The sequence below is a fragment of the Microbacterium sp. Se63.02b genome, assembly GCF_014171575.1.
In the GTDB taxonomy this organism is placed as follows: domain Bacteria; phylum Actinomycetota; class Actinomycetes; order Actinomycetales; family Microbacteriaceae; genus Microbacterium.
Genome location: NZ_CP050453.1, coordinates 1,830,239 through 1,852,927, shown reverse-complemented (window position 1 = coordinate 1,852,927; position 22,689 = coordinate 1,830,239). Strand labels below are relative to the sequence as shown.

Below are 22,689 nucleotides of genomic sequence, written 5' to 3'. Positions count from 1 at the left end.
CGGCCCTGACCCGCCGTGAGGCGAGCGGACCGGTCCTTCCAGCGTACTGGTCAGTGCGAGGGTGCCTTGCGCAGTGTGACGGCCGCGATCACGGCGGCGACGACCACGAGGCCGGCGCCGATCAGGGACGTCACCATCACCCCCGAGCCGAACGCCGCGGCCGCGGCATCCCACAGCGCCGTCCCGAGCTGGCCCGGGAGCGCCTCAGCGGCGGTGTACGCACCGGCCAGGGTCTCCCCGCCGCATGCGCGACGTCCGCAGGAAGGCCCTCCGGGAGCACGAGCGCCCCGCGGTAGAACGCCGTGATGATGCCGCCCAGCACCGCTGTACCCAGCACAGCACCGAGCTCATAGGCGGTCTCCGAGACGGCGCTCGCTGCGCCCGCCTTGGCGGCGGGGGCGCTCGACAGGATCAGTTCGTTGGAGATGGTCTCCGCCGCACCGATGCCGATGCCCAACACCACGAACGCCACGACGAGTGGGAGCACGCCGTGCTCATGGGTCGTGAACGCCACGATGAGGTACCCGGCCACGGAGAACGCGAGCGCAACGGGGATCACGATGTGCGGCGGGATCCGTCGCGACACCGGGACGACCGAGAGTCCTGCGACGATCATCGCGAGCATTCCCGGCACCAGTGCGAGGCCCGCCGTCATGGGCGACAGACCCAGCACGAGCTGCAGATGCTGCGACACGAAGTAGAGGAAGCCGACCAGGGCGACGACGCTGAGCAGGTTCACCAGGATCGCCCCGGAGAACGAACCGCGGCGGAACAGCGCCATGTCGAGCATGGGCGTGTCGGCGCGCAGTTGACGACGCACGAACAGGTACCCCATCGCGAAGCCGAGCAGCGCCCACGCACCGGCCGTGAGGCTCGGCCCGTCGACGGCGAGCGACTTGATCGCGTAGACCACCGGGATCATCGTCGCCATCGACAGCACGATGCTGACCAGGTCGATACGGCCCGGGTTCGGGTCGCGGCTCTCCGGAACGAGGAGCGGCGCTGCCACGAGCAGCGGGATGAGCACGGGGACGGCGATGAGGAAGACGGAGCCCCACGCGAAATGCTCGAGAAGGAACCCGCCCACGATCGGTCCGAGCGCGGAACCGGCCGAGAATGCCGACGCCCACACGGCGATCGCCATGCGTCGCTGGTCCCGGTTCTGGAAGATCGAACGCAGCAACGAGAGGGTCGAGGGCATCAGCATGGCGCCGAAGAACCCCAGAAGCGCACGGGCGGCGATGAGCAGCCCGGCCGTGGGAGCGAACGCGGCGAGAGCAGACACCGCCGCGAAGCCCGTCGCGCCGATCAACAGGAGCTTGCGCCTGCCGAAGCGGTCCCCCAGGGTCCCCATGGTCACGAGGAGCCCGGCGAGCACCAGGGGATACACGTCGATGATCCACAGCTGCTCGGCTCCACTGGGAGCGAGTGCGATGGAGATCTCGGGGAGCGCGAAGCTCAGCACCGTGTTGTCCACCGATACCAGCAGCACCGGCAGCATGAGGACGATGAGCGCCGCCCAGCCGCGCGCCCCGACGCGGGGAGCATCCGTCTCTGTCGTCGGAATCGACGCAGTACGGGTCATGGAACACCTCTCAGGATCGTGATGGCACGGTTAGTGAACCGTCCGGATGGTATAGTAACAGAGTTCCCGTCACTCCCCCTGTGCAGAGGATCCACGATGCCCCGACCTCCCCTCGCCCGCGAGAAGGTGCTCGACGCCTTCGAAGCGATCCTCATCGCCGATGGCGAGCGGGCCGCGACGCTCGACGCGACAGCCAAGGCCGCCGGTGTGTCGAAGGGTGGTCTGCTCTACCACTTCGGGTCGAAGGAAGAACTCGAGGCCGGGCTGGTGGAGCGCCTCGACCGGCTCACGACACTCGACCTGGAGCGCATGGCAGCCGCCGAGGAGGGACCCGTGTCGTACTACGTGCGAACCTCGGTGATGGAGGACGACGCCCTCGACCGCGTGCTCATCGCGGCCACGAGGCTCGCCCAGGGCGGCTCCATCCCCGCCGCCGACATGCTGCGCGACACGAGACGCCGCTGGGCGGAGACGATCCGACCCCACGTGCGCGACAACGCCAGTCTCGACCTGGTGATGCTGGTCAGCGACGGCCTGTACTTCAACAACTCGCTCGACGTGCACGGGCCGGAACGCCTCGTCCCTCGCAGCCACGAGCTCGCCGATCTGATCGCCCTGGTGCTGAAGGCGACAGACTGACCCACTGACACGAAGGAGGGCGGGAGCATCGCGCTCCCGCCCTCCTTCGCGTCGCAGTCGGTCAGACCTCGGTGATCTCGATCTGACGGAACAGGTCGGCGTCGATCGCGTCGCGGACGTCGTCGAGCAGCTCATCGGACACGGGCGAGTCGAGCGTGAGAACACTGAGCGCCTGTGCGCCGGCCGCCTGTCGGGCGATCTGCATCCCGGCGATGTTGATGCCCGCCTCGCCGAACTTCTGCCCGTAGACGGCCACGATGCCCGGCCGGTCGGTGTAGAGCATCACGACGTGGTGCTTCTCGATCGGCAGCTCGAGCGTGTGGTCGTTGATGCCCACCAGCTTCTCTGCCTGCTTCGGACCCGTCAGGGTGCCGGAGACCGAGAGCTGCGTGCCGTCGGACAGCGCACCGGTGAGGGTGATCACATTGCGATACTCGTCGCTCACGTCGTCCTTGAGCAGACGCACCGCGATGCCACGCTGCTCGGCCAGCAGCGGAGCGTTCACGTACGAGACCGTCTCGCTCACGATGTTCGTGAAGACGCCCTTGAGCGCCGCCAGCTTGAGCACGCTCACGTCGTAGTCGTTGAGCTCGCCATGCACCTCGACGTCGAGGCTGGTGAGCGGCGACGTCGCGAGAGCGGCGAAGATCTGACCGAGCTTCTCGACGAGGGAGATGCCGGGACGCACGTAGGGGTCGATCACACCGCCCGCGACGTTGACCGCGTCGGGCACGAGGTCGCCCCCGAGGGCCAGACGCACGGAACGCGCGACCGAGACACCGGCCTTCTCCTGCGCCTCTTCGGTGCTCGCGCCGAGGTGCGGCGTGACGACGACGTTGGGCAGCTCGAGGAGCGGACGGGCCGTGCCGCCTTCCGCGGGGGCTCGGACGTGAACACGTCGAGCCCGGCGCCGGCGATCTCGCCAGCGACGAGCGCCGCGTGGAGGGCCTCCTCGTCGATCAGTCCGCCACGGGCGACGTTGACGACGAACGCGGTCGGCTTCATGGCCTTGAACTGCTCGGCGCCGATCATCCCGGTGGTCTCCGGCGTCTTCGGCATGTGGATCGTGAGGAAGTCGGACTCCGCGACGAGCTCGTCGAGGGAGAGCAGCTGCACGCCGAGCTGCTGCGCACGCGCGGATGTCACGTAGGGGTCGTAGGCCACCACACGCATGTCGAACGCGGCGAGGCGGGCGGCGACCAGCGCGCCGATGCGGCCGAGGCCGACGATGCCCACGGTCTTCTCGAAGAGCTCGGCACCGGTGAAGGAGCTGCGCTTCCACGCACCGGCCGACAGCGACGCGTGCGCGGCGGGGATGCGGCGCGCGAGGCTGAGGATGTGACCGACCGTGAGCTCCGCGGCCGAGACGATGTTCGACGTCGGCGCATTGACCACCATGACGCCGGCGGCCGTGGCCGCCTTGATGTCGACGTTGTCGAGACCGACGCCCGCGCGAGCGACGACCTTCAGCTTCGGGGCGTGACTCAGCGCCTCCTCGTCGATGCGGGTCGCCGAGCGGACCAGCACGGCATCGGCGTCTGCGAGAGCCGTGAACAGCGCCTCACGGTCGGTGCCGTCGACGTTGCGGACGTCGAAGTCGGGGCCGAGGGCCTCGATCGTGGCGGGAGAGAGTACTTCGGCGATGAGCACGACAGGCTTCGGCACAGTGGATCCTTCGGGGCAGCGCGGCAGGCGGGAGGGGCCGATGCGCCGCACACCATGGGGGCGCGATCGCGTCAACTCTACCCGAGCGCTCGGTGCTCTCCGTGACGTGTGACCGTGTGAGACTCAGGCGCTCGGCATCGTCAGGCTCAGCGCGATCAGGCTCATCCAGAACACCGCGACGACGCCGAGACCCGCGAGGAACACCAGTGCGAGCTCGCCCACCCTGCGCCGGCGGCCGATCACGTAGGCGAAGGCGAACACGATGGCGGGGAACGCGACGCCGAACAGCAGCGTGGCCCACCCGGCGCCGGTGAGGCCGGTCTGCGCCATCGTGATGAGGTGCGCGACGGCGTTCCACACGGCGTACGCGTAGAACAGGCCAGCCAGCCCGATGACGAGTCCGACGAGCCACCGGGGCGAGCCCGCCGCGACGGGCTGAGTGGCCTGAGGCGCGCTCATGATCCGATCACCCCCACCGTGACGAAGGGCCACGGAACCAGCAGGACGACACCGGCGAGAAGCACGGCGACCCGGATCCACGCGGGCCTCGCGCGCGTGAGCACCCAACTGGCGAGGAACCAGAGCGCAGGAGCGGCGATCGCCAGGACGAACCAGGGCAGGAACATCGCGTCGGTGACGAGGAAGGATGCCAACGGCTTGAGCCGCAGCCCTCCGACGATCCAGCCGATCGTGTAGAGGAGGTACACGCCGCCGACCACTCCGAGGATCAACAGCATCGGGGTGCTCAACCCTGCCGGTTCGTCCGAGCCGACGGGGGTGACCGTGCCGTCATCCTCGATCGTTCCGACATCTTCGCTCCCCTTCCCCACGGCGTTCCAGCCGTGCGGAAGGGCGGGATCCTTCGGTGTCGGAGTCTCGTCGCCCTCCCAGTTGAGGGCGTCGTCGGAATCGGAGGTCATGTCCCCAGCGTAGGACACCCCGTCCACTAGGCTCAGGGTTGCCCTGAGCCGGATCGGCGGGCATCGGAGGGAAAGGGAACACCGTGGCCGAGAGCGACAAGACGGACGCCGGCGTCGATCAGCCCACGCAGGGCGGCGCGACCACGGAGCCGCCCGCAGGGTGGGTACCCACCCCAGAGGCCAAGGCGAAGGCGACGCGCTTCCGCTTGATCGCCGGGATCCTCTGGGCGCTCGCGATCATCGGCGAGGCCGTCGGTATCTTCTGGCTCCTGCGGCAGCGGGTGTACGTCGGCGAAGACGGGAAGCTCGTCCGCGACCCCGACACGGGCCTCCTCGAGGAGACCGGCGTCACCGCGCAGTTCCCGCAGTGGGCGTTCATCGCCCTCCTCGTGCTGCTCGTCGTGATCGCCGCGCTGTCGATCACCGGCTCGGTGCTGTGGAAGAAGGCCACCCGTCTCGACCCCGCACGCCGGTCGGACAAGGCACGGTTCTTCGTCCAGAACCAGCTCGGCGCGATCATCGCGATCGTCGCGTTCCTTCCGCTTGTCATCCTCATCTTCCTCAACAAGGACATGGACAAGGGACAGAAGACGACCGCGGGCATCGTGGGCGTCGTCCTCGCGGGCCTCGCCGTCGTGCTCGGCATCGACTTCGCCCCGGCATCCGTCGAGCAGTACACCGCCGACCAGTCCGCGGTCATCCAGCTCCTGGGCAAGGACGAGGTCGTCTGGGTCGACGGAGGAAAGGTCTATCACGTGTGCGACGAGGTCTCCGCGATCCAGACCGGAAGCGAGATCCGCACCGGGACGACCGCTCAAGCCGTCGAAGCGGGCAAGATCCGCCTGACGTTGCAGTTCGCCTCGGAACTGCGCGCGTGCGACCTTCCGGTACCTGAGAACGACGAAGAGATCGCCGAGGCACTGCGGCAGATCCAGGCGGGCCAGGTCGACACGGTCCTGCCTGCACCCGAGTGGGCCGACTCCACCGAAGCGCCCATCGTGGTCGAGGAGGCCCCGGCCGAGTGAGGCTAGTCCGCGTCGAGCGCTTCCACGAGGCGTTCCTCCGCCGACGAGAGGTGCGCTTCGAGAAGAGCCGCCGCCCGCTGTCCTTCGCCTGACGCGACCGCATCGAGGATGTCGGCGTGCTGGGCGGCGATCTCCGCAGCGTCGAGCAGTCGTCTCCCCTGCACCTGAGCCATGCACAGCCGCACCTCGTCGAGGACGCTGCGGTACATGCGACTTGTCCGTTCGCTGTGGAGCCCGTCGATGAGAGCGGTATGGAATCGCAGATCGGGGTCGACGGTCGCGGGATCCGGCCCCGGCGGCATCGCCAGGATCTCGGCATTGGCCGCGCTCGCGAGGTCGGGGACGTTCCTGGTGCGGGCGAGATCCCGCAGGGCTGCGCTCTCGAGGCGCGTCCTCGTCCGGTAGACGTCGCGCACGGTGTCGGCATCGATCCCCACGACGCGCGCGCTCCGGTGAGCGGTCCGCACGAGGAGCCCGCTCGCGACGAGCTGCTCGATCGCCGCTTTCGCGCTGGGCCGCGCCACCCCGAACGTGTGCGACACCGCGGCCTCGGTGAGCGGTGATCCCGAGCGGATCTCTCCGCTCAGGATGCGCGCCCGCAGCTGGGCGGTCACGGCATCCACGACGCCGACGATCCCGAGCGTCGGTTCGCTGGTCGTGATCATCGGGACAGCCTATCGAAACCTCCACCTCTCGGTACACTTGTCAGACAATCTCGACGGAGCAGAGGAGCACCGTGCCGACCACACTCGCCGAACCGCTGGACCCCGCCCTGCTGGGGCCGACCACGGAAGTGCACTCCCGGTCCATCGACCGGTTCGCCCGCGCACATGATGCCTCGCACTACCTGCTGATTCCGGACGCGGTGCTGTCCCCCGTCGATGCCGAGGGGGTCGCGCGAGCCTTCGGCGCGGTGCGCAGTGCCGGTCGCACGCTCACCTTCCGCTCCGGTGGCACCAGCCTCTCCGGGCAGAGCGTCAGCGGTGACATCCTCGTCGACACACGCAGCCACTTCCGAGACATCGCGGTGGAGGAGGACGGCTCCTTCGTCCGGGTCGGACCCGGCGCGACGGTGCGGCAGGTCAACACCCGACTCGCCCGCCATCGCCGCAAGCTCGGTCCTGACCCGGCAAGCGAGATCGCCTGCACCATCGGCGGCGTCGTGGCCAACAACTCCAGCGGCATGGCATGCGGCATCACCGAGAACTCGTACCAGACCATCGACTCGATGACGATCGTGCTCCCGAGCGGCACGATCCTCGACACGGGACGGTCGGATGCGAACGACGTGCTGCGTGCCGCCGAGCCGGCGATCGCCGACGGTCTCCTCGCGCTGCGCACCCGCCTCCTCGACTCGGCTGATCATGTCGCGTTCCTCCGTCAGCAGTTCTCGATGAAGAACACCATGGGCTACGGGCTGAACGCGTTGCTCGACTTCGACGACCCGGTGCGCATCCTCGAGCACCTGATGATCGGCTCCGAGGGCACCCTCGGGTTCGTCGCAGAGGCCCGCTTCCGCACGATCGAGGTGCGGCCGGCGATCGCGACCGGCCTGCTCGTGTTCGAGACGCTGTCAGCCGCGATGACCGCACTCCCCGACCTGACCCGCCTCGGCCTCGCCACGATCGAGCTCATGGATGCCGCGTCCCTGCGGGTCGCACAGGGACTGAGCGATGTGCCGGCGGCGATCGCGGAGATCGAGGTCCAGGGGCACGCCGCACTGCTGGTCGAGGTCCACGCTTCCGACGCCGACGCGCTGGCGGCCTCGAGCGCGGCGGCGCAGGTGCACTTCGACGCACTGCCGCTCGCCGTGGCTCCGCGCCTCACGACGGATGCCGCCGAGCGCGCCGGTCTCTGGCATGTGCGCAAGGGCCTCTACACCGCGGTCGCCGGCGCACGCCCCTCGGGGACGACCGCGCTGCTCGAGGACATCGTGGTGCCCGTCCCCCGGCTCCTCGCCACGTGCGAGCGCCTGATCGAGCTGTTCGCCGAGCACGGCTACGAGGGCTCGGTCATCTTCGGCCACGCCAAGGACGGGAACGTGCACTTCCTGCTCAACGAGCGCTTCGACGATGCGGACGGCGTGGCACGATACCGCCGCTTCACCGACGATCTGGTCGAGCTGGTGCTCTCCCAGCAGGGTTCACTCAAGGCGGAGCACGGGACGGGACGGATCATGGCGCCGTTCGTGCGCAGGCAATACGGCGACGACCTCACCGACATGATGTGGGAGATCAAGCGCCTGCTCGACCCCGAGGGCATCCTCAACCCCGGCGTGGTCCTCTCGGACGATCCGGACTCGTACCTGCACGACCTCAAGCGCGTGCCCACCGTCGAGAAGGAAGTCGACCGCTGCGTCGAGTGCGGGTACTGCGAGCCCACCTGTCCCAGCAAGAACATCACCCTCACGCCACGGCAGCGCATCGTGATCCGCCGCGACATGGCGTGGGCCGAGGAGCAGGGCGACACCGATCTGCTGCGCGACCTGCAGAAGGACTACGACTACGACGGCGTGCAGACCTGTGCCGTCGACGGCATGTGCGGCGTGGCGTGCCCTGTCGACATCAACACCGGAGACCTCGTCCGCCGTCTGCGCGCCGAGCAGTCGAACGCCGTCGAGGGCGCACTCTGGGGCACGGCGGCGAAGCACTGGGGCACCGTGACGCGCGCAGGTGGGGTCGCGCTCACCGTCGCCGATGCGCTCCCGGCGCCGCTGGTGCGCGGAGTGACACACCTCGGCCGGGCCGTGCTCGGCGCCGACACCGTACCGCTCTACGATGGCGGACTCCCCCGCGGTGGCACGAGGCCCCCGCGGGCAGGGAGGGCCCGATGATGCCGAGGTCGTCTTCTTCGGCGCGTGCATCGGCACGATGTTCGGCGCCGAGGGCGCGGGGCACGGATCACGCGATGCGCTGCGCGACCTGCTCGATCGCGCAGGGATCCCGGTCGCGGTCCCCGAAGAGAACGGAGGCCTGTGCTGCGGCACCCCCTGGAAGTCGAAGGGTCACCTCGACGGCTACCGACAGATGTCTGCGCGTGTGCTCGACTCCCTGTGGGAGGCGAGCCGTCACGGCGAACTGCCCGTGGTGTGTGACGCCGCCTCCTGCACGGAGGGCCTCGACGTGATGCTCGCCCAGTCCGTCGCGGAGAACCCGAAGTACCAGGGACTCCGTATCGAGGATGCGACGACGTTCGTCGCCCGGGAGGTGCTCCCGCGGTTGTCTGTGTCGACGAAGCTCTCGACGGTGGCCGTGCATCCGACGTGCTCGACGACCGCACTCGGGGCGACGGGGGCGCTGACAGCCATTGCCGAGGCGGTCGCGGAAGAAGTGTTCATCCCGGAGGGTTGGGGCTGCTGCGCCTTCGCCGGGGACCGCGGCATGCTGCATCCGGAGCTCACCGCCAGTGCGACGGCGCAGGAGTCCGCGGAGATCGCCGCCGCGGATGGTGAGCGGGGCGGCTTCGATGCCTTCGTCTCCGCGAACCGCACGTGCGAGATCGGGATGACGCGGGCGACCGGCCGCCCGTACCGTCACGTCATCGAGATCCTCGAGGAGCTCACCCGACCCTGACGGGTCGAGAACGAGAGAACGGGCGCCCCGGAAGGGACGCCCGTTCTTTCGTCGATGAGAGGATCAGCGCGCGGCGCTGCCGTCGACGTAGTCCTCGTCCTGCTGCTTCCACGCGAAGAGCGATCGCAGCTCCTTGCCGGTCACCTCGATGGGGTGCTGCTCCTCCTTGGCGCGCAGCGCCAGGAACTCCTCGGCGCCGTTGTCCTGGTCGTCGATGAAGCGCTTCGCGAAGGCACCCGACTGGATGTCGGCCAGCACGCCCTGCATGCTCTCCTTGACGCGCTCGTCGATCACGCGCGGGCCCGAGACGTAGTCGCCGAACTCGGCCGTGTCGGAGATCGACCAGCGCTGCTTGGCGATGCCGCCCTCCCACATCAGGTCGACGATGAGCTTGAGCTCGTGCAGCACCTCGAAGTAGGCGATCTGCGGCTGGTAGCCCGCCTCGGTGAGCGTCTCGAACCCGGCCTGGACGAGGTGGCTCACACCACCGCAGAGCACGGCCTGCTCGCCGAACAGGTCGGTCTCGGTCTCTTCGGTGAAGGTCGTCTTGATGACGCCGGCGCGGGTGCCGCCGATGGCCTTCGCGTACGAGAGCGCCAGGTCCCAGGCGTGACCCGATGCGTCGCACTCGACGGCGATGATGTCCGGGATACCGCGACCGGCGACGAACTCGCGACGGACCGTGTGTCCAGGCGCCTTCGGGGCGACCAGGATCACGTCGACGCCCTCGGGAGCATCGATGTAGCCGAAGCGGATGTTGAAGCCGTGCGCGAAGGCGAGGGTCTTGCCCGCCGTCAGGTTCGGCGCGATGGACTCGCTGTAGATGATGCGCTGGTGCTGGTCCGGCGCGAGGATCATGATCACGTCGGCCCACTCGGTGGCCTCGGCGACGGTCTTGACCGGGAATCCGGCCTCCTCCGCCTTGGCTGCGGACTTGGAGCCCTCCTTGAGCGCGATGGCGACCTCGACGCCCGAGTCGCGCAGGTTCTGCGCGTGGGCGTGGCCCTGCGAGCCGTAGCCGACGATCGCGACCTTCTTGCCCTGGATCAGGGACAGGTCGGCGTCGGCGTCGTAGAAGATCTCGGTGCTCACTTTGTGTTTCTCCTTGTTCGTTGCGATTCGTGTCGTATCGGGGCCCACGGCAGCGCGGTACCCGGTGAGTTTCTCGGTTCAGCCGCGCAGGACGCGCTCGGTGATGCTCTTGCCGCCGCGGCCGATGGCGAGGAGGCCGGACTGCGCGATCTCCTTGATCCCGAATGGTTCGAGTGCACGGAGCATCGCGTCGACCTTGCCCTTGTCGCCGGTGACCTCGATCACCAGGGCGTCGGCGGCGTAGTCCACAACCGACGCGCGGAAGAGGTTCACGACCTCGATCACGTTCGACCGTGTGGCGTTGTCGGTCCGCACCTTCACGAGCATGTGCTCGCGCTGGACGGAGGTCGAGAAATCGAGCTCGACGATCTTGATCACGTTGATCAGCTTGTTGAGCTGCTTCGTGACCTGCTCGAGCGGGAGTTCGTCGACGTCGACGACGACGGTGATCCGCGAGATTCCCGGCACCTCGGTCACGCCGACGGCGAGGGAGTCGATGTTGAAGCCGCGGCGGGCGAAGAGCCCGGCGACACGGGTGAGAAGACCGGGGGTGTTCTCCACCAGCAGGCTCAGGACGTGGGTCGACATGGCTCAGTCCTCCTCGTCGAATGCGGGCGCGTGGTCACGGGCGTACTGGACGTAGCTGTTGCTGACACCCTGCGGCACCATCGGCCACACCATGGAGTCGGCGCTCACCACGAAGTCGATCACCACGGGGCGGTCGTTCGTCTCGAGAGCGAGCTGGATGGCGGCATCCACCTCCTCCTCCTTCTCCACGCGGATCGCGAGGCAGCCGTACGCCTCCGCGAGCTTCACGAAGTCGGGGATGCGGATCGTGCCGTGCCCGGTGTTGAGGTCGGTGTTCGAGTGACGTCCGTCGTAGAACAGCGTCTGCCACTGGCGGACCATGCCCAGAGAAGAGTTGTTGATGATCGCGACCTTGATCGGGATGTTGTTGATCGTGCAGGTCGCGAGTTCCTGATTCGTCATCTGGAAGCAGCCGTCTCCGTCGATCGCCCAGACCGGACGCTCCGGCTCGGCGACCTTCGCCCCCATCGCCGCGGGCACGGAGTATCCCATCGTGCCCGCACCGCCCGAGTTCAGCCAGGCGTTCGGACGCTCGTACTTGATGAACTGCGCGGCCCACATCTGGTGCTGTCCGACGCCCGAGGCGAAGATGCCCTCGGGGCCGGTGAGCTCGCCGATCCGCTGGATCACGTACTGCGGGGCGAGGAGACCGTCGGTGGTCGGTGCGAATCCCAGCGGGAACTCGGTGCGCAGCCCATCGAGGTACGACCACCACTCCTCGATGTCCGGCGTCGTGCTGGCCGTCGCACCGCGGAACGCGGCATCGAGGTCGGTCAGCACATCACGGACGTCACCCACGATCGGGACATCGGCGGTGCGGATCTTGGAGATCTCGGCCGGGTCGATGTCGACGTGCACGACCTTTGCGTTGGGCGCGAAGAGCGCCGCCTTGCCCGTCACGCGGTCGTCGAAGCGGGCGCCGAGCGACACCAGGAGATCGGCCTCCTGGAGGGCCAGCACCGCAGGAACCGTGCCGTGCATGCCCGGCATGCCGAGGTGCTGCGGGTGCGAGTCGGGGAAGGCACCGCGCGCCATGAGCGTGGTGACCACGGGAGCACCGGTCGACTCGGCCAGCTCGAGCAGCTCTGCCGACGCCTTGCCGCGGATCACACCGCCGCCGACGTACAGCACCGGCTTCTTGGCCTCGGCGAGCAGAGTCGCGGCTGCCTGGATCTGCTTGCCGTGCGCCTTGGTCACCGGACGGTAGCCTGGCAGGTCGATCTTGGGCGGCCACACGAACGGCGCCGTCGCCTGCTGCGCGTCCTTCGTGATGTCCACGAGCACGGGTCCGGGTCGACCGGTGCCCGCGATCTCGTAGGCTGCGGCGATGGCGCCGGGGATGTCGGCGGCGTCCTTCACCAGGAACGAGTGCTTGGTGATCGGCATCGTGATACCCACGATGTCCGCCTCCTGGAATGCATCCGTCCCCATCAGCGTCGAGAACACCTGGCCGGTGATGGCCAGCATCGGCACCGAGTCCATGTAGGCGTCGGCGATCGCGGTGACGAGGTTGGTCGCCCCCGGTCCCGAGGTCGCGATGCACACGCCGACCTTGCCGGACGCCGATGCGTAGCCCTCGGCCGCGTGTCCTGCGCCCTGCTCGTGGCGCACAAGGATGTGGCGCAGCTCGGAGGCGTCCATCAGCGGGTCGTAGACGGGGAGGATCGCTCCCCCGGGAAGCCCGAACACGTCGGTGACGCCGAGCAGCTCGAGGGAACGGACGACGGCCTCGGCGCCGGTGATCTCCGGCGCAGACGATTGACGGGCGGGCGGCCTCGGCACGGCCGGGGCGGAGTCAGCAGTCATGACTTTCCTTCTGGTGATCTGTGGAGGACGCCGGATGCCGGAGCGTCCGGGTCAGCCGGTGGTCGCTCCCTCGGCGGCGGACCGCACGAGGCGCGAGTACTTGGCAAGAACGCCTCGGGTATAGCGCGGGGGAAGCGGCTCCCAGCCAGAGCGGCGGGAGGCGAGCTCTGCCTCATCGACGAGTAGATCGAGAGAGCGAGCTGCGATATCGACCCGTATCAGATCACCATCGCGCACGAAGGCGATTGGACCTGCGTCCACCGCTTCGGGTGCTATGTGGCCGATGCACAGGCCGGTTGTGCCGCCTGAGAATCGTCCGTCAGTCAAGAGTAGTACATCTTTTCCGAGCCCCGCGCCCTTGATGGCGGCGGTGATCGCGAGCATCTCCCGCATGCCGGGCCCGCCCTTGGGACCCTCGTAGCGGATCACGATGACCGTGCCCGGCTCGATCTCACCCTCGGCGACGGCATCCATCGCGGCGCGCTCACGCTCGAACACGCGCGCGGGTCCTTCGAAGACGGCCGCATCGAACCCGGCGGTCTTGACCACGGCGCCCTCAGGGGCCAGCGATCCGTGCAGGATCGTGAGGCCACCGGTCGCGTGGATGGGGTTGTCGAACGTGTGGATGACCTCGCCGTCGATCGGCTGCGGGTCGAGACCTGCGAGGTTCTCGGCGAGCGTCTTGCCGGTGACGGTCAGCGCATCGCCGTGCAGCAGGCCCTCGTCGAGCATCGCCTTCATGATCACGGGGATGCCCCCGTGGCGGTCGACGTCGTTCATGACGTACTTGCCGAACGGCTTCATATCGGCGACGTGCGGCACCTTGTCGCCGATGCGGTTGAAGTCGTGCAGGCTCAGCTCGACGTCGGCCTCACGGGCGATCGCGAGCAGGTGCAGCACCACATTCGTCGAGCCGCCGAGAGCCATCGCCAGCGCGATCGCGTTCTCGAACGCCTCCTTGGTGAGGATGTCGCGGGTCGTGATGCCCTGGCGCAGGAGGTTCACGACGGCCTCGCCCGAACGGTGGGCGTAGTAGTCGCGGCGGCGGTCTGCGGCGGGCGGAGCGGCCGACCCCGGGAGGCTCAGCCCGAGGGCTTCCGCGACCGAGGCCATGGTGTTCGCGGTGTACATGCCGCCGCAGGCGCCTTCGCCCGGGGCGATCGCACATTCGATGCGCTTGAGGTCTTCCTCGCTCATGAGACCGGCACGGCACGCGCCGACCGCCTCGAACGAGTCGATGATCGTGACGTCCTTCTCGGTGCCGTCCGAGAGCTTGACCCAGCCGGGGGCGATCGAGCCGGCGTACAGGAACACGCTCGACAGGTCGAGCCGCGCACTCGCCATGAGCATCCCGGGGATCGACTTGTCGCAACCGGCGAGCAGCACAGAGCCGTCGAGGCGCTCGGCCATCATGACGGTCTCGACGGAGTCGGCGATGACCTCACGGGAGACGAGTGAGAAGTGCATCCCCTCGTGGCCCATGGAGATGCCGTCCGACACCGAGATCGTCCCGAACTGCAGCGGGTAGCCACCGCCGGAGTGCACGCCTTCCTTGGCGCCCTGCGCGAGTCGATCGAGGCTCAGGTTGCAGGGTGTGATCTCGTTCCAGCTGGACGCGATGCCGATCTGCGGTTTGTCCCAGTCGGCGTCACCCATCCCGACGGCACGGAGCATGCCGCGGGAGGTCGTGGCCTCGATGCCGTCGGTGACGACGCGGCTGCGGGGCTTGATGTCGATGGGCGCGCTGCTGGAGGGATCATGCGAGGACATGACGGAAGTCTATTGCTGTGCGGAGGTGCGTTCGTCCGCGAGCGCCTCCAGAAGCGCGGCGATCTGTTGTGGAGTCTCCACACGGAGTGTCGCGGCGCTCTCCCCGGGCCGACCCTGACGCCGAGGTCGCCTGCGCCGAGCACGCGCATCGCATCCTCGTCGGTGACGTCGTCGCCGGCGAACAGGATGCCGGTGGCGTCGAACCGCTGCCGGAGGGCGCTCATCGCCGCGTCCTTGCCCTCGGCGCGCGAGGAGAACTCGAGCACACGGTGTCCTGCACGTCGACGCCAGTGCGGGAACCGCTCGCGCACCAGTGCGTCGATCTCCGCGAACACGCGCTCCTCGGTCTCGGGGTCCGCCCGACGCGTGTGCACACCCATGCCGAAGGTCTTGGGTTCGAACTCCGCGCCCTCGTAGCGGTCGATGATCGGCTTCGCGGCGGCCCAGAGCTCTTCGCGCGTGCCGTCCTCCTCGGCCTGACCTCCCGCGTCGGTGTCACCCTCACCGGGGAACCAGTACTGGACACCGTGCGAACCCGCCAGGGCGATCGCCGAGTCGTCGGTGTGCTCGGTGATCACACGGAGGTCGTGCATGCTCCGCCCAGACACGTAGGCGACCACGGTATCGGGCAGCGCGGCGAGCCGTTCGACCTGGGCGGTGACCTCTGGCAGCGCCCGCGCCGCCATCGGCTCGGGGACGAGCGGGGATGCGGTCCCGTCGAAGTCGAGCGCGACCACCAGGCGCGGGGTCGCGGCCAGCGCTGCGAGATCGGCGTCAGCGGTTCCGGGGTCCAAGGGCGCGTCACGGCGTCTCCAATCACAGGGGGTGAACCCAGTATCACGGGGTCGAGGGATGTCAGCGGGCCCGTACTTCGGCGAGGGCGGCGAGGAACGACGACGACCAGGCGTCGACGTCGTTGTCCAGGACACGCCTGCGCAGAGAACGCATGCGACGTCCCTGCTCCGCCGGGGGCATCTCCACGGCCGTCATGATCGCATCCTTGAGGCCCTCGATGTCGTGCGGGTTGACGCGCACGGCCTGGCGCAGCTCGTCCGCGGCCCCGGTGAACTCGCTCAGCACGAGCACGCCGCGGTCGTCGACGCGGGTAGCGACGTATTCCTTGGCGACGAGGTTCATCCCGTCACGGAGAGCCGTCACCAGCATCACATCCGCGGCGAGGTAGAGCGCGACCATCTCCTCACGCGGATAGCCCTGGTGGAGGTAGCGGATCGCGGAGTGGCCCATCGTGTCGGTGTCGCCGTTGATCCTGCTCACGGCGAGTTCGATCTCGTCCCGCAGGTGCACATAGGCGTCGACCCGCTCTCGGCTGGGACTCGCGACCTGGACGAGAGTCACATCCTCGACCTTGAGCCGGCCTTCCGCGAGCAGTTCGCCGTATGCCTTGATCCGGTGGCGGATCCCCTTGGTGTAGTCGAGACGGTCGACTCCGAGCAGGATGCGCTTCGGGTTGCCGAGGCTCGCGCGGATCTCGGCGGCGCGTGCTCGCACGTCCTCGCGCGCGGCGAGCTCGAGGTAGGGCGTGGTGTCGATGGAGATCGGGAACGCGCGTGCCAGCGCGGTGCGCACACCGTCGCCCTCCGGGACGGCGATGTTCGGTCCTTTGACCTCGTAGCGGAGTCGGCGGCGGACCGCGGTGAGGAAGTACGTCGCGTCCTGCGCCCGCTGGAAGCCGATGACGTCGGCTCCGAGGAGGCCACGCAGCACCTGGTCGCGCCAGGGCAGCTGCGCGTAGAGCCCATGTGCGGGGAACGGGATGTGGTGGAAGTACCCGATCGTCACGTCGGGGCGGAGTTCGCGGACCATCTGCGGCACGAGTTGCAGCTGGTAGTCATGCACCCAGACGGTGCCCTCCTCGGCCACGACAGCGGCCGCCGCCTCGGCGAACCGGCGATTCACCGTGACATACGCCTCCCACCACTCGCGGTGGTACTGCGGCGGAGCGATCACATCGTGATACAGCGGCCAGATCGTGTCGTTCGCGAATCCTTCGTAGTACTCGGCCACCTCCTGGGCGCTCAGCGCGACCGGAACGAGGTCGATCCCGTCGGCTTCGAACGGTGCGAGTTCGACGTCGGCCTGCCCCGGCCAGCCCACCCAGGCGCCGTTCGCGGTGCGCATCATCGGCTCGAGTGCGGCCACCAGCCCTCCGGGGGACGTGCGCCAGATCTCCTCGCCGTCAGGTCCCTCCACCCGGTCGACGGGCAGCCGGTTAGCGACGACGACGAAATCTGCAGCGGTCAAGTGGGGCTCCTCACGCCAGCGGTTGACTCCAACCTATCGAGGATGGCGCGATCGTGCCGCCGACGGCCTCAGCCCTTGACAGGCCGGCGGGCGGGATGCTCTGCGCTGAGGAACCAGTTCGCCACACCGGCGGCGAAGGCGATGAGAGCCGCGACCATCGGCAGGACGAGCGCCGCAGCTGTGCCGAGGTTCTCCGCGATCTCCCCCGCGACCGCCGCACCGATCGACTGCCCCACTACGACTCCCGAGCCGAGCATCGTCATCACGGTCGCCGAACGACCGCGCGGGCTGCGCGCGGCCCCGAAGCTGTACTGGGTCACCAGCGTCGGGCCGATGCCGATCCCCATGATCGCGAGCGCCACCATCATGGTGGCGGGAGAGTCGACGAAGCCGAGCAGCAGCGTGCCCGCCAGCAGGATGCCGGCGAAGACGAGCCACCGAGCGCGCATCGAGAACCGGGCAGGCAGCCACGCGACGCCCAGGGCGAGAAGCGCCGAGCCGACGCCCATGACCCCGTAGAGGAGACCGGCCTGTTCCGGCGCACCTCGATCGGCCATGAACGACGTGAGCGAGGTGAGCATCGTGCCGAAGAAGATCCCCACCCCGAGGATCCCGAGGACGACGATCAGCACCGCGGGACGGAACAGTTCGGAGACGGCCGACGGCGCACGGCCGTGCGCATCCCGATCCTGCGAGACGTGGCGGCCGCTGGGGTGCAATGCGAAAGCCCCGACGAACACCACGGTGAGCACGGCGGCGCCCACGAGAGGTGCCCACGGCGCGATCGCGGACGCGAGGATGCCGACCAGGAACGGCCCGAACACGAACACGGTCTCGTCGGCGGCCGACTCGTAGGCCATCGTGCCCGAGACGGTCTTGTCGCGTCGGGACTCGGGCATCCGCTCACCGATGATCGTGACCAGGCGCGACCGCGAGAGCGGAGCCACCTGCGGAGCTGTCGCGCCGATGCCCACCGCCGCCAAGAGCACGAAGCCGTCCGCCGCCGCGCCGTAGACGACGGCGGTGAACAGCAGGAGCATCGCACCGTTCGCGAGAGCGAGCACCACGAGCACTACACGCTGGCCGAAGCGGTCCGCGGCGGCGCCGAGGAGAGGACCGAAGCATGCGGTTCCCAGTCCCACTGCGGCCGAGGTGAGTCCGCCGAGCGAGAGGGAGCCCCGCGCCGAGACCACCACCGTGAGGACGCCGACCACCATCATGGCGAACGGAAGCCGCGCGATGAAGGCGATGAGGAAGTAGGGAAGACCGGCGAGGCGGAGCAGGCTCGGCTCCAGGGTGCGCGGGGATGCTGTTGCGTGTGTCATGGCTCTCGCGCGTCGACGACGCGATATCGGGTGCCGCCGCTGTCCGTCGGAGTGCCGACGGCCGGTAGATACACGGTGTGCGGCCGCGGGCGAGCCGCGACGGTCCCAGGATAGCGGACGCTCCGAGAGCCGGCACTGAGACGATCGGTGCGCGACGGGTCTAGTCTGGCGTCACCCCGCACCCGCTCGTTCCGAGGAGGATCCCCGTGCCCCCAGAGCCGCAGGCCGCCGTCCCGACGCTCGATCTCCCCGCGCGGTCGCAGCGCGTGGGGAGCGCGAAGACCTCTCCGGTGCGGGATCTGCTGGCCCTGACGCAGCGTCCCGAGGTCATCTCGTTCGCCGGAGGACTCCCGCACCCGAGCTGTTCGACCTCGAAGGGATCCGGAGCGCGTTCGATGCGGCGCTGAAAGCCCCCGGCGCGCTCCAGTACTCCACTTCGGAGGGAGACCCGCGCCTGCGGGACGAGATCGCAAGGCGCTACACCGCCGGCGGGCTTCCCACCGAGGCCTCCGACCTGATCGTCACGACCGGCTCGCAGCAGGGTCTCGGACTCATCTCGACGGCGCTGATAGATCCGGGCGACACCGTGCTGGTGGAAGAGCCTTGTTACCTCGCAGCGCTGCAGACCTTCGCGCTGGCGGGTGCTCGGGTGATCGGTGTTCCCTATGTGGACGACGAACTCGATCTCGATGCCCTGGAGCAGCTCGCCGCCGAGCACCGGCCGCGGTTCTTCTACTCCGTGCCCACGTTCCAGAACCCCACCGGCCGGACGCACGATGTCGCCGCCCGCAGCGGGATCGCGGACATCGCTCGACGCCGGGGGTTCCGCATCGTCGAAGACGAGCCCTATCGCGAGCTGCGTTACTCGGGCGATCCGTTACCGTCGCTCGCCGAGTACGCGCCGGAGCACGTCATCAGTCTCGGGAGCTTCTCGAAGGTGATCGCCCCCGGCCTGCGCATCGGCTGGGTCAGGGCGACTCCGGACATCCGCCCCTCGATCACGATCGCCAAGCAGGCCGCGGATCTCCACACCTCGACCGTCGACCAGGCGGCTGCAGCGCACTACCTCGCCTCCGGCCGCAGCGATTCCGCGCTCGCACGCATCCGGGAGGCGTACGCGGCTCGACGCGATGCGATGCTCGATGCCCTCCCCGACGCGCTGCCCCCCGGGAGCGCTTGGAACCGACCGGACGGCGGCATGTTCGTCTGGGCGCGACTGCCGGAGGGGTTCGATGCCGCAGAGTCGCTCTCGGGTGCCTTGAGCAACGACGTCGCCTACGTCCCCGGCCTCTCGTTCTACTCCGGAACCCCGGATCCGCGGACACTCCGTCTGTCGTTCACGACGTACGCCCCTGCCAGGATCACCGCGGGCTTGTCAAGGCTCGGTGCGAGCTGGGGTACGGGAAGGTAGCGTTGGGGAATGCGCTACCTCTTCAGCACCGGACTCATCGCTGCGATCTCAGCAGGGATCTCGCTGTTGCGAGGCAGCCGCGAACAGCCCATCACCTGGCGTGCCCTGCTGTCCTGGCTGAGCTGGGGCATCACGATGGCACTGGCCGTGGGTGCGGTGGTCGACATGAACCGCGAACGACGCGGCGTGCTCGTCGATGCCGACTCCCCGCAGTCCGTCAAGAAGGCGAAGAAGGCCCAGCGGCTCCAGTTCCGCTCGCAGAAGGCGCTCGCCGACACTCAGGACCACGCCAAGGACGCTCGGCGCTGACACCGGGCGCCCTCGGCGCAGGACTCACCGCGTGAGGATCAGCGCCTCGCCCTGACCGCCGCCACCGCACAGCCCGACGGCCGCTGTCCCGCCTCCTCGGCGCACGAGTTCGTGGACGGCGTGCACGACGAGGCGATTGCCGGATGCGCCGATCGGATGCCCGATCGCGATGCCCCCGCCGTGCACGTTCACGATTCCCTCGTCGAGGCCGAGTTCGACCTGTGACCGCGCCACGACGGCACCGAAGGCCTCGTTGATCTCCACGACGTCGAGCTTCGACGGAGCGATCCCCTGCTTCTCGCACGCGCTCGATCGCCCGCGCCGGCTGCGCCTGCAGGAGTTGTCGGGTCCGGCGGTCTGTCCGCTCGCCCCGATCGTCGCGAGGACCGGCCAGTTCCTGCTCTCGGCCGTGCGCCGGGTCGTCACGACCACGGCGGAGGCGCCGTCGGAGATCTGAGAGGAGTTTCCCGCCGTGATCGATCCTCCCTCGGCGAATGCCGCTCGGAGCCTGGCGAGGGTCTCTTCGGTCGTGTCGGGGCGGACGCCCTCGTCCGTCGTCACCCGCACGGGCTCACCGCGCCGCTGCGGCACCTCGACGGGGATGATCTCCGCGTCGAACACGCCGGCTTCCTGAGCCGCGTCCGCGCGCTGGTGCGACAGCGCCGCGACCCGATCCTGCGCCTCGCGCGTGAGCTCATACCGCGCGTTGTGCCGCTCGGTGGAGGCGCCCATGCTCTCCCTGTCGTAGGCGTCCGTGAGTCCGTCATACGCCATATGGTCGAGGACTTCCACGCTGCCGTAGGCCCAACCGTCGCGGGATCCCATCAGCATGTGCGGGGCGCGGGTCATCGACTCCATGCCCGCAGCGACGACCACCTCGGCATCGCCCGTGCGGATCATCCGTGCCGCGTCGATGATCGCCGTGAGGCCCGAGAGGCAGACCTTGTTCACGGAGTGCGCAGGCACGTCCCAGCCGATACCGGCGCCGATCGCCGCCTGACGCGCCGCGTTCTGTCCCGAGCCGGCGGCGAGCACTTGCCCGACGATGACGGCGTCCACCGCCGCCGGATCGACGGCAGCCTGCTCGAGAGCTCCGCGGATCGCGAGCGCCCCGAGCTGCGGGGCCGTGAACGCGGCGAGCTGCCCCTTCAGCCGTCCCTGCGGGGTGCGCGCCGCGGCGACGACGACGACATCGTTCTCTGTCATGATTCCTGGGTCCTTCCGTTGTGGAGAGCGGGGGCGAGGGTGAGCGGTGGCTGCGTGGCGGTGATGACGTCTTCCACGGTGACTCCCGGCGCGGTCTCGACGAGCACGAGTCCTGCGGCCGTGACGTCGATCACGGCGAGGTCGGTGATGATACGGTCGACCACTCCCCGACCGGTCAACGGCAGGGAGCACTCGTCCACGATCTTCGCGGTGCCGTCCTTCGCGACATGCTCCATGAGCACGATGACCCGACCGGCGCCGTGCACGAGGTCCATGGCGCCGCCCGGTCCCTTGACCATCTTCCCGGGGATCATCCAGTTCGCGAGGTCGCCCGTCGCTGACACCTGCATGGCGCCGAGGATCGCGGCATCGATCTTGCCGCCGCGGATCATGCCGAAGCTCGTCGCCGAGTCGAAGAACGCGGCACCGGGCAGGGTGGTGACCGTCTCTTTGCCCGCGTTGATGAGGTCCGGGTCGACGGCGTCCTCCCGCGGGTACGGGCCGACGCCGAGGATTCCGTTCTCCGATTGGAGCACGACCGTCACATCGCTCGGCACGTGGTTGGGCACGAGCGTCGGCAGACCGATGCCGAGGTTGACGTAGGAGCCGTCACGCAGCTCCGCCGCCGCCCGCGCGGCCATCTGGTCTCTGGTGAGCGCCATCTCAGGCTCCTTCCGTGGCGACGGTGCGCCGTTCGATGCGCTTCGGGATGTCGCTCCCGACCTCGACGATGCGATGCACGAAGACACCGGGCAGGTGGACCGCGTCGGGATCGAGTTCTCCCGGCTCGACGAGCTGCTCCACCTGCGCGATGCAGATGCGTCCGGCCATGGCCGCGAGCGGATTGAAGTTCCGGGCGGATTTGTTGAACACGAGATTGCCGTGCCGGTCTCCGCGTGCCGCGTGCACGAGCGAGAAGTCGGTCGTGATGGCCTCTTCGAGGACGAAGTCGCGCGGAGTGCCGTCGACATCGAAGGTCCGCACGTCCTTCACCGGGGACGCGACCGCGACGCTGCCGTCAGGGTTGTATCGGCGCGGCAGTCCACCCTCGGCGACCTGGGTCCCCACTCCCGTCTGCGTGTAGAACGCGGCGATGCCGGAGCCTCCTGCTCGGAGCTTCTCCGCAAGGGTGCCCTGTGGTGTGAGCTCCAGCTCGAGTTCGCCACTCAGGAACTGCCTCTCGAACTCCTTGTTCTCCCCCACGTACGACGACGTCATCTTGCGGATGCGCTGCGCGGCGAGCAGAACGCCCAGACCCCAGTCGTCGACGCCGCAGTTGTTGCTCACCACGCTGAGGTCCTTGGTCCCCTGCGCGAGCAGCGCCTCGATCAGCGCGATCGGGTTGCCGGAGAGCCCGAACCCGCCGACCGCCAGGGAAGAGCCGTCCGGGATGTCGGAGACGGCTTCGGCGGGAGAGCCCCATTGCTTGTCGATCACGTCTGCTCCTTCGGAATCGTGTCTTCTCCCAGCATCCGCCCTCCGTGACCACCTGCACCCGTCGGATCTTGCGATGT

20 protein-coding genes and 2 pseudogenes are annotated in these 22,689 nt (G+C 68.7%); 7 read left to right on the top strand and 15 right to left on the bottom strand.

The window, feature by feature from the left end:
- Positions 1-50: 50 nt before the first annotated feature.
- A pseudogene (locus tag G4G29_RS09095) lies at positions 51-1,585 on the bottom strand (MFS transporter).
- 96 nt (positions 1,586-1,681) lie between these two features.
- Between G4G29_RS09095 and G4G29_RS09090 the strand changes: the two are divergent.
- Positions 1,682-2,224 carry a TetR/AcrR family transcriptional regulator gene (locus tag G4G29_RS09090; RefSeq protein WP_183152566.1) on the top strand — a complete coding sequence of 181 codons (543 nt, stop codon included), beginning with the start codon at positions 1,682-1,684 and terminating at the stop codon, positions 2,222-2,224.
- 61 nt (positions 2,225-2,285) lie between these two features.
- Here the strand turns inward: G4G29_RS09090 and serA are convergent.
- From serA to G4G29_RS09075, 3 genes and pseudogenes are all read right to left on the bottom strand, one after another.
- Positions 2,286-3,889, bottom strand: a pseudogene (serA, locus tag G4G29_RS09085) (phosphoglycerate dehydrogenase).
- A gap of 123 nt (positions 3,890-4,012) precedes the next feature.
- Positions 4,013-4,348, bottom strand: coding sequence for a hypothetical protein (locus G4G29_RS09080; RefSeq protein ID WP_183152565.1), 336 nt, complete (start codon positions 4,346-4,348; stop codon positions 4,013-4,015).
- Positions 4,345-4,809, bottom strand: a complete 465-nt coding sequence (locus G4G29_RS09075; RefSeq protein WP_183152564.1) for a hypothetical protein — start codon at positions 4,807-4,809, stop codon at positions 4,345-4,347. Before G4G29_RS09075 ends, G4G29_RS09080 begins: the two co-directional genes overlap by 4 nt.
- 83 nt (positions 4,810-4,892) lie before the next feature.
- On the opposite strand from G4G29_RS09075, the gene G4G29_RS09070 reads away from it, so the two are divergent.
- Positions 4,893-5,834, top strand: a complete 942-nt coding sequence (locus G4G29_RS09070; protein WP_183152563.1) for a hypothetical protein — start codon at positions 4,893-4,895, stop codon at positions 5,832-5,834.
- 2 nt (positions 5,835-5,836) lie between these two features.
- Here the strand turns inward: G4G29_RS09070 and G4G29_RS09065 are convergent, their stop codons facing one another.
- Positions 5,837-6,499, bottom strand: coding sequence for a GntR family transcriptional regulator (locus G4G29_RS09065; RefSeq protein ID WP_183152562.1), 663 nt, complete (start codon positions 6,497-6,499; stop codon positions 5,837-5,839).
- Positions 6,500-6,570: 71 nt separating this feature from the next.
- Between G4G29_RS09065 and G4G29_RS09060 the strand changes: the two genes are divergently transcribed.
- Positions 6,571-8,667, top strand: a complete 2,097-nt coding sequence (locus G4G29_RS09060) for an FAD-binding and (Fe-S)-binding domain-containing protein (protein ID WP_244632554.1) — start codon at positions 6,571-6,573, stop codon at positions 8,665-8,667.
- Positions 8,612-9,406 carry a (Fe-S)-binding protein gene (locus tag G4G29_RS21820; protein WP_244632553.1) on the top strand — a complete coding sequence of 265 codons (795 nt, stop codon included), beginning with the start codon at positions 8,612-8,614 and terminating at the stop codon, positions 9,404-9,406. The genes G4G29_RS09060 and G4G29_RS21820 overlap by 56 nt, the downstream gene beginning before the upstream one ends.
- A gap of 63 nt (positions 9,407-9,469) precedes the next feature.
- Here G4G29_RS21820 and ilvC read toward each other — a convergent pair whose 3' ends face one another.
- The 7 genes from ilvC to G4G29_RS09025 form a co-directional block, all read right to left on the bottom strand.
- A complete protein-coding gene (gene ilvC / locus G4G29_RS09055) occupies positions 9,470-10,498 on the bottom strand; it encodes a ketol-acid reductoisomerase (protein ID WP_183152561.1) in 1,029 nt (342 codons plus the stop codon).
- Positions 10,499-10,576: 78 nt separating this feature from the next.
- On the bottom strand, positions 10,577-11,086 hold the full coding sequence (ilvN, locus tag G4G29_RS09050; RefSeq protein ID WP_183152560.1) for an acetolactate synthase small subunit: 510 nt from the start codon (positions 11,084-11,086) through the stop codon (positions 10,577-10,579).
- Between the two features lie 3 nt (positions 11,087-11,089).
- Entirely contained in the window at positions 11,090-12,892 is a 1,803-nt protein-coding gene (locus tag G4G29_RS09045; RefSeq protein ID WP_183152559.1) for an acetolactate synthase large subunit, read from the bottom strand.
- A 51-nt stretch (positions 12,893-12,943) separates the two neighbouring features.
- The gene (gene ilvD, locus G4G29_RS09040) at positions 12,944-14,590 is read right to left on the bottom strand and encodes a dihydroxy-acid dehydratase (protein WP_244632577.1); all 1,647 of its coding nucleotides are present in this window, start codon (positions 14,588-14,590) and stop codon (positions 12,944-12,946) included.
- Positions 14,473-15,456, bottom strand: a complete 984-nt coding sequence (gene otsB / locus G4G29_RS09035) for a trehalose-phosphatase (protein ID WP_244632552.1) — start codon at positions 15,454-15,456, stop codon at positions 14,473-14,475. The genes ilvD and otsB overlap by 118 nt, the downstream gene beginning before the upstream one ends.
- A gap of 61 nt (positions 15,457-15,517) precedes the next feature.
- Positions 15,518-16,924: a trehalose-6-phosphate synthase gene (locus G4G29_RS09030; RefSeq protein ID WP_183152557.1), complete on the bottom strand. Its 1,407-nt coding sequence runs from the start codon at positions 16,922-16,924 to the stop codon at positions 15,518-15,520.
- Positions 16,925-16,992: 68 nt separating this feature from the next.
- Positions 16,993-18,249 carry an MFS transporter gene (locus G4G29_RS09025; protein WP_183152556.1) on the bottom strand — a complete coding sequence of 419 codons (1,257 nt, stop codon included), beginning with the start codon at positions 18,247-18,249 and terminating at the stop codon, positions 16,993-16,995.
- A 206-nt stretch (positions 18,250-18,455) separates the two neighbouring features.
- Between G4G29_RS09025 and G4G29_RS20615 the strand changes: the two genes are divergently transcribed.
- From G4G29_RS20615 to G4G29_RS09015, 3 genes are read left to right on the top strand one after another with little or no spacing between them, the layout of a single operon-like run.
- Entirely contained in the window at positions 18,456-18,656 is a 201-nt protein-coding gene (locus tag G4G29_RS20615; RefSeq protein WP_202045624.1) for a hypothetical protein, read from the top strand.
- Positions 18,611-19,660, top strand: a complete 1,050-nt coding sequence (locus G4G29_RS09020; protein WP_202045646.1) for a PLP-dependent aminotransferase family protein — start codon at positions 18,611-18,613, stop codon at positions 19,658-19,660. The genes G4G29_RS20615 and G4G29_RS09020 overlap by 46 nt, the downstream gene beginning before the upstream one ends.
- 9 nt (positions 19,661-19,669) lie before the next feature.
- Complete coding sequence (locus tag G4G29_RS09015) at positions 19,670-19,969, top strand: hypothetical protein (RefSeq protein ID WP_183152555.1); 300 nt, start codon at positions 19,670-19,672, stop codon at positions 19,967-19,969.
- Positions 19,970-19,993: 24 nt separating this feature from the next.
- On the opposite strand, the gene G4G29_RS09010 is transcribed toward G4G29_RS09015, so the two are convergent.
- The 3 genes from G4G29_RS09010 to G4G29_RS09000 are packed head-to-tail and all read right to left on the bottom strand — an operon-like array spanning position 19,994 to position 22,612.
- Positions 19,994-21,175 (bottom strand): acetyl-CoA C-acyltransferase, encoded by a 1,182-nt coding sequence (locus G4G29_RS09010; protein ID WP_183152554.1) that lies wholly within the window; start codon positions 21,173-21,175, stop codon positions 19,994-19,996.
- Positions 21,172-21,837, bottom strand: coding sequence for a CoA transferase subunit B (locus G4G29_RS09005; RefSeq protein WP_183152553.1), 666 nt, complete (start codon positions 21,835-21,837; stop codon positions 21,172-21,174). The genes G4G29_RS09010 and G4G29_RS09005 overlap by 4 nt, the downstream gene beginning before the upstream one ends.
- A gap of 1 nt (position 21,838) precedes the next feature.
- Positions 21,839-22,612 carry a CoA transferase subunit A gene (locus G4G29_RS09000; RefSeq protein WP_183152552.1) on the bottom strand — a complete coding sequence of 258 codons (774 nt, stop codon included), beginning with the start codon at positions 22,610-22,612 and terminating at the stop codon, positions 21,839-21,841.
- Positions 22,613-22,689: the final 77 nt, after the last annotated feature.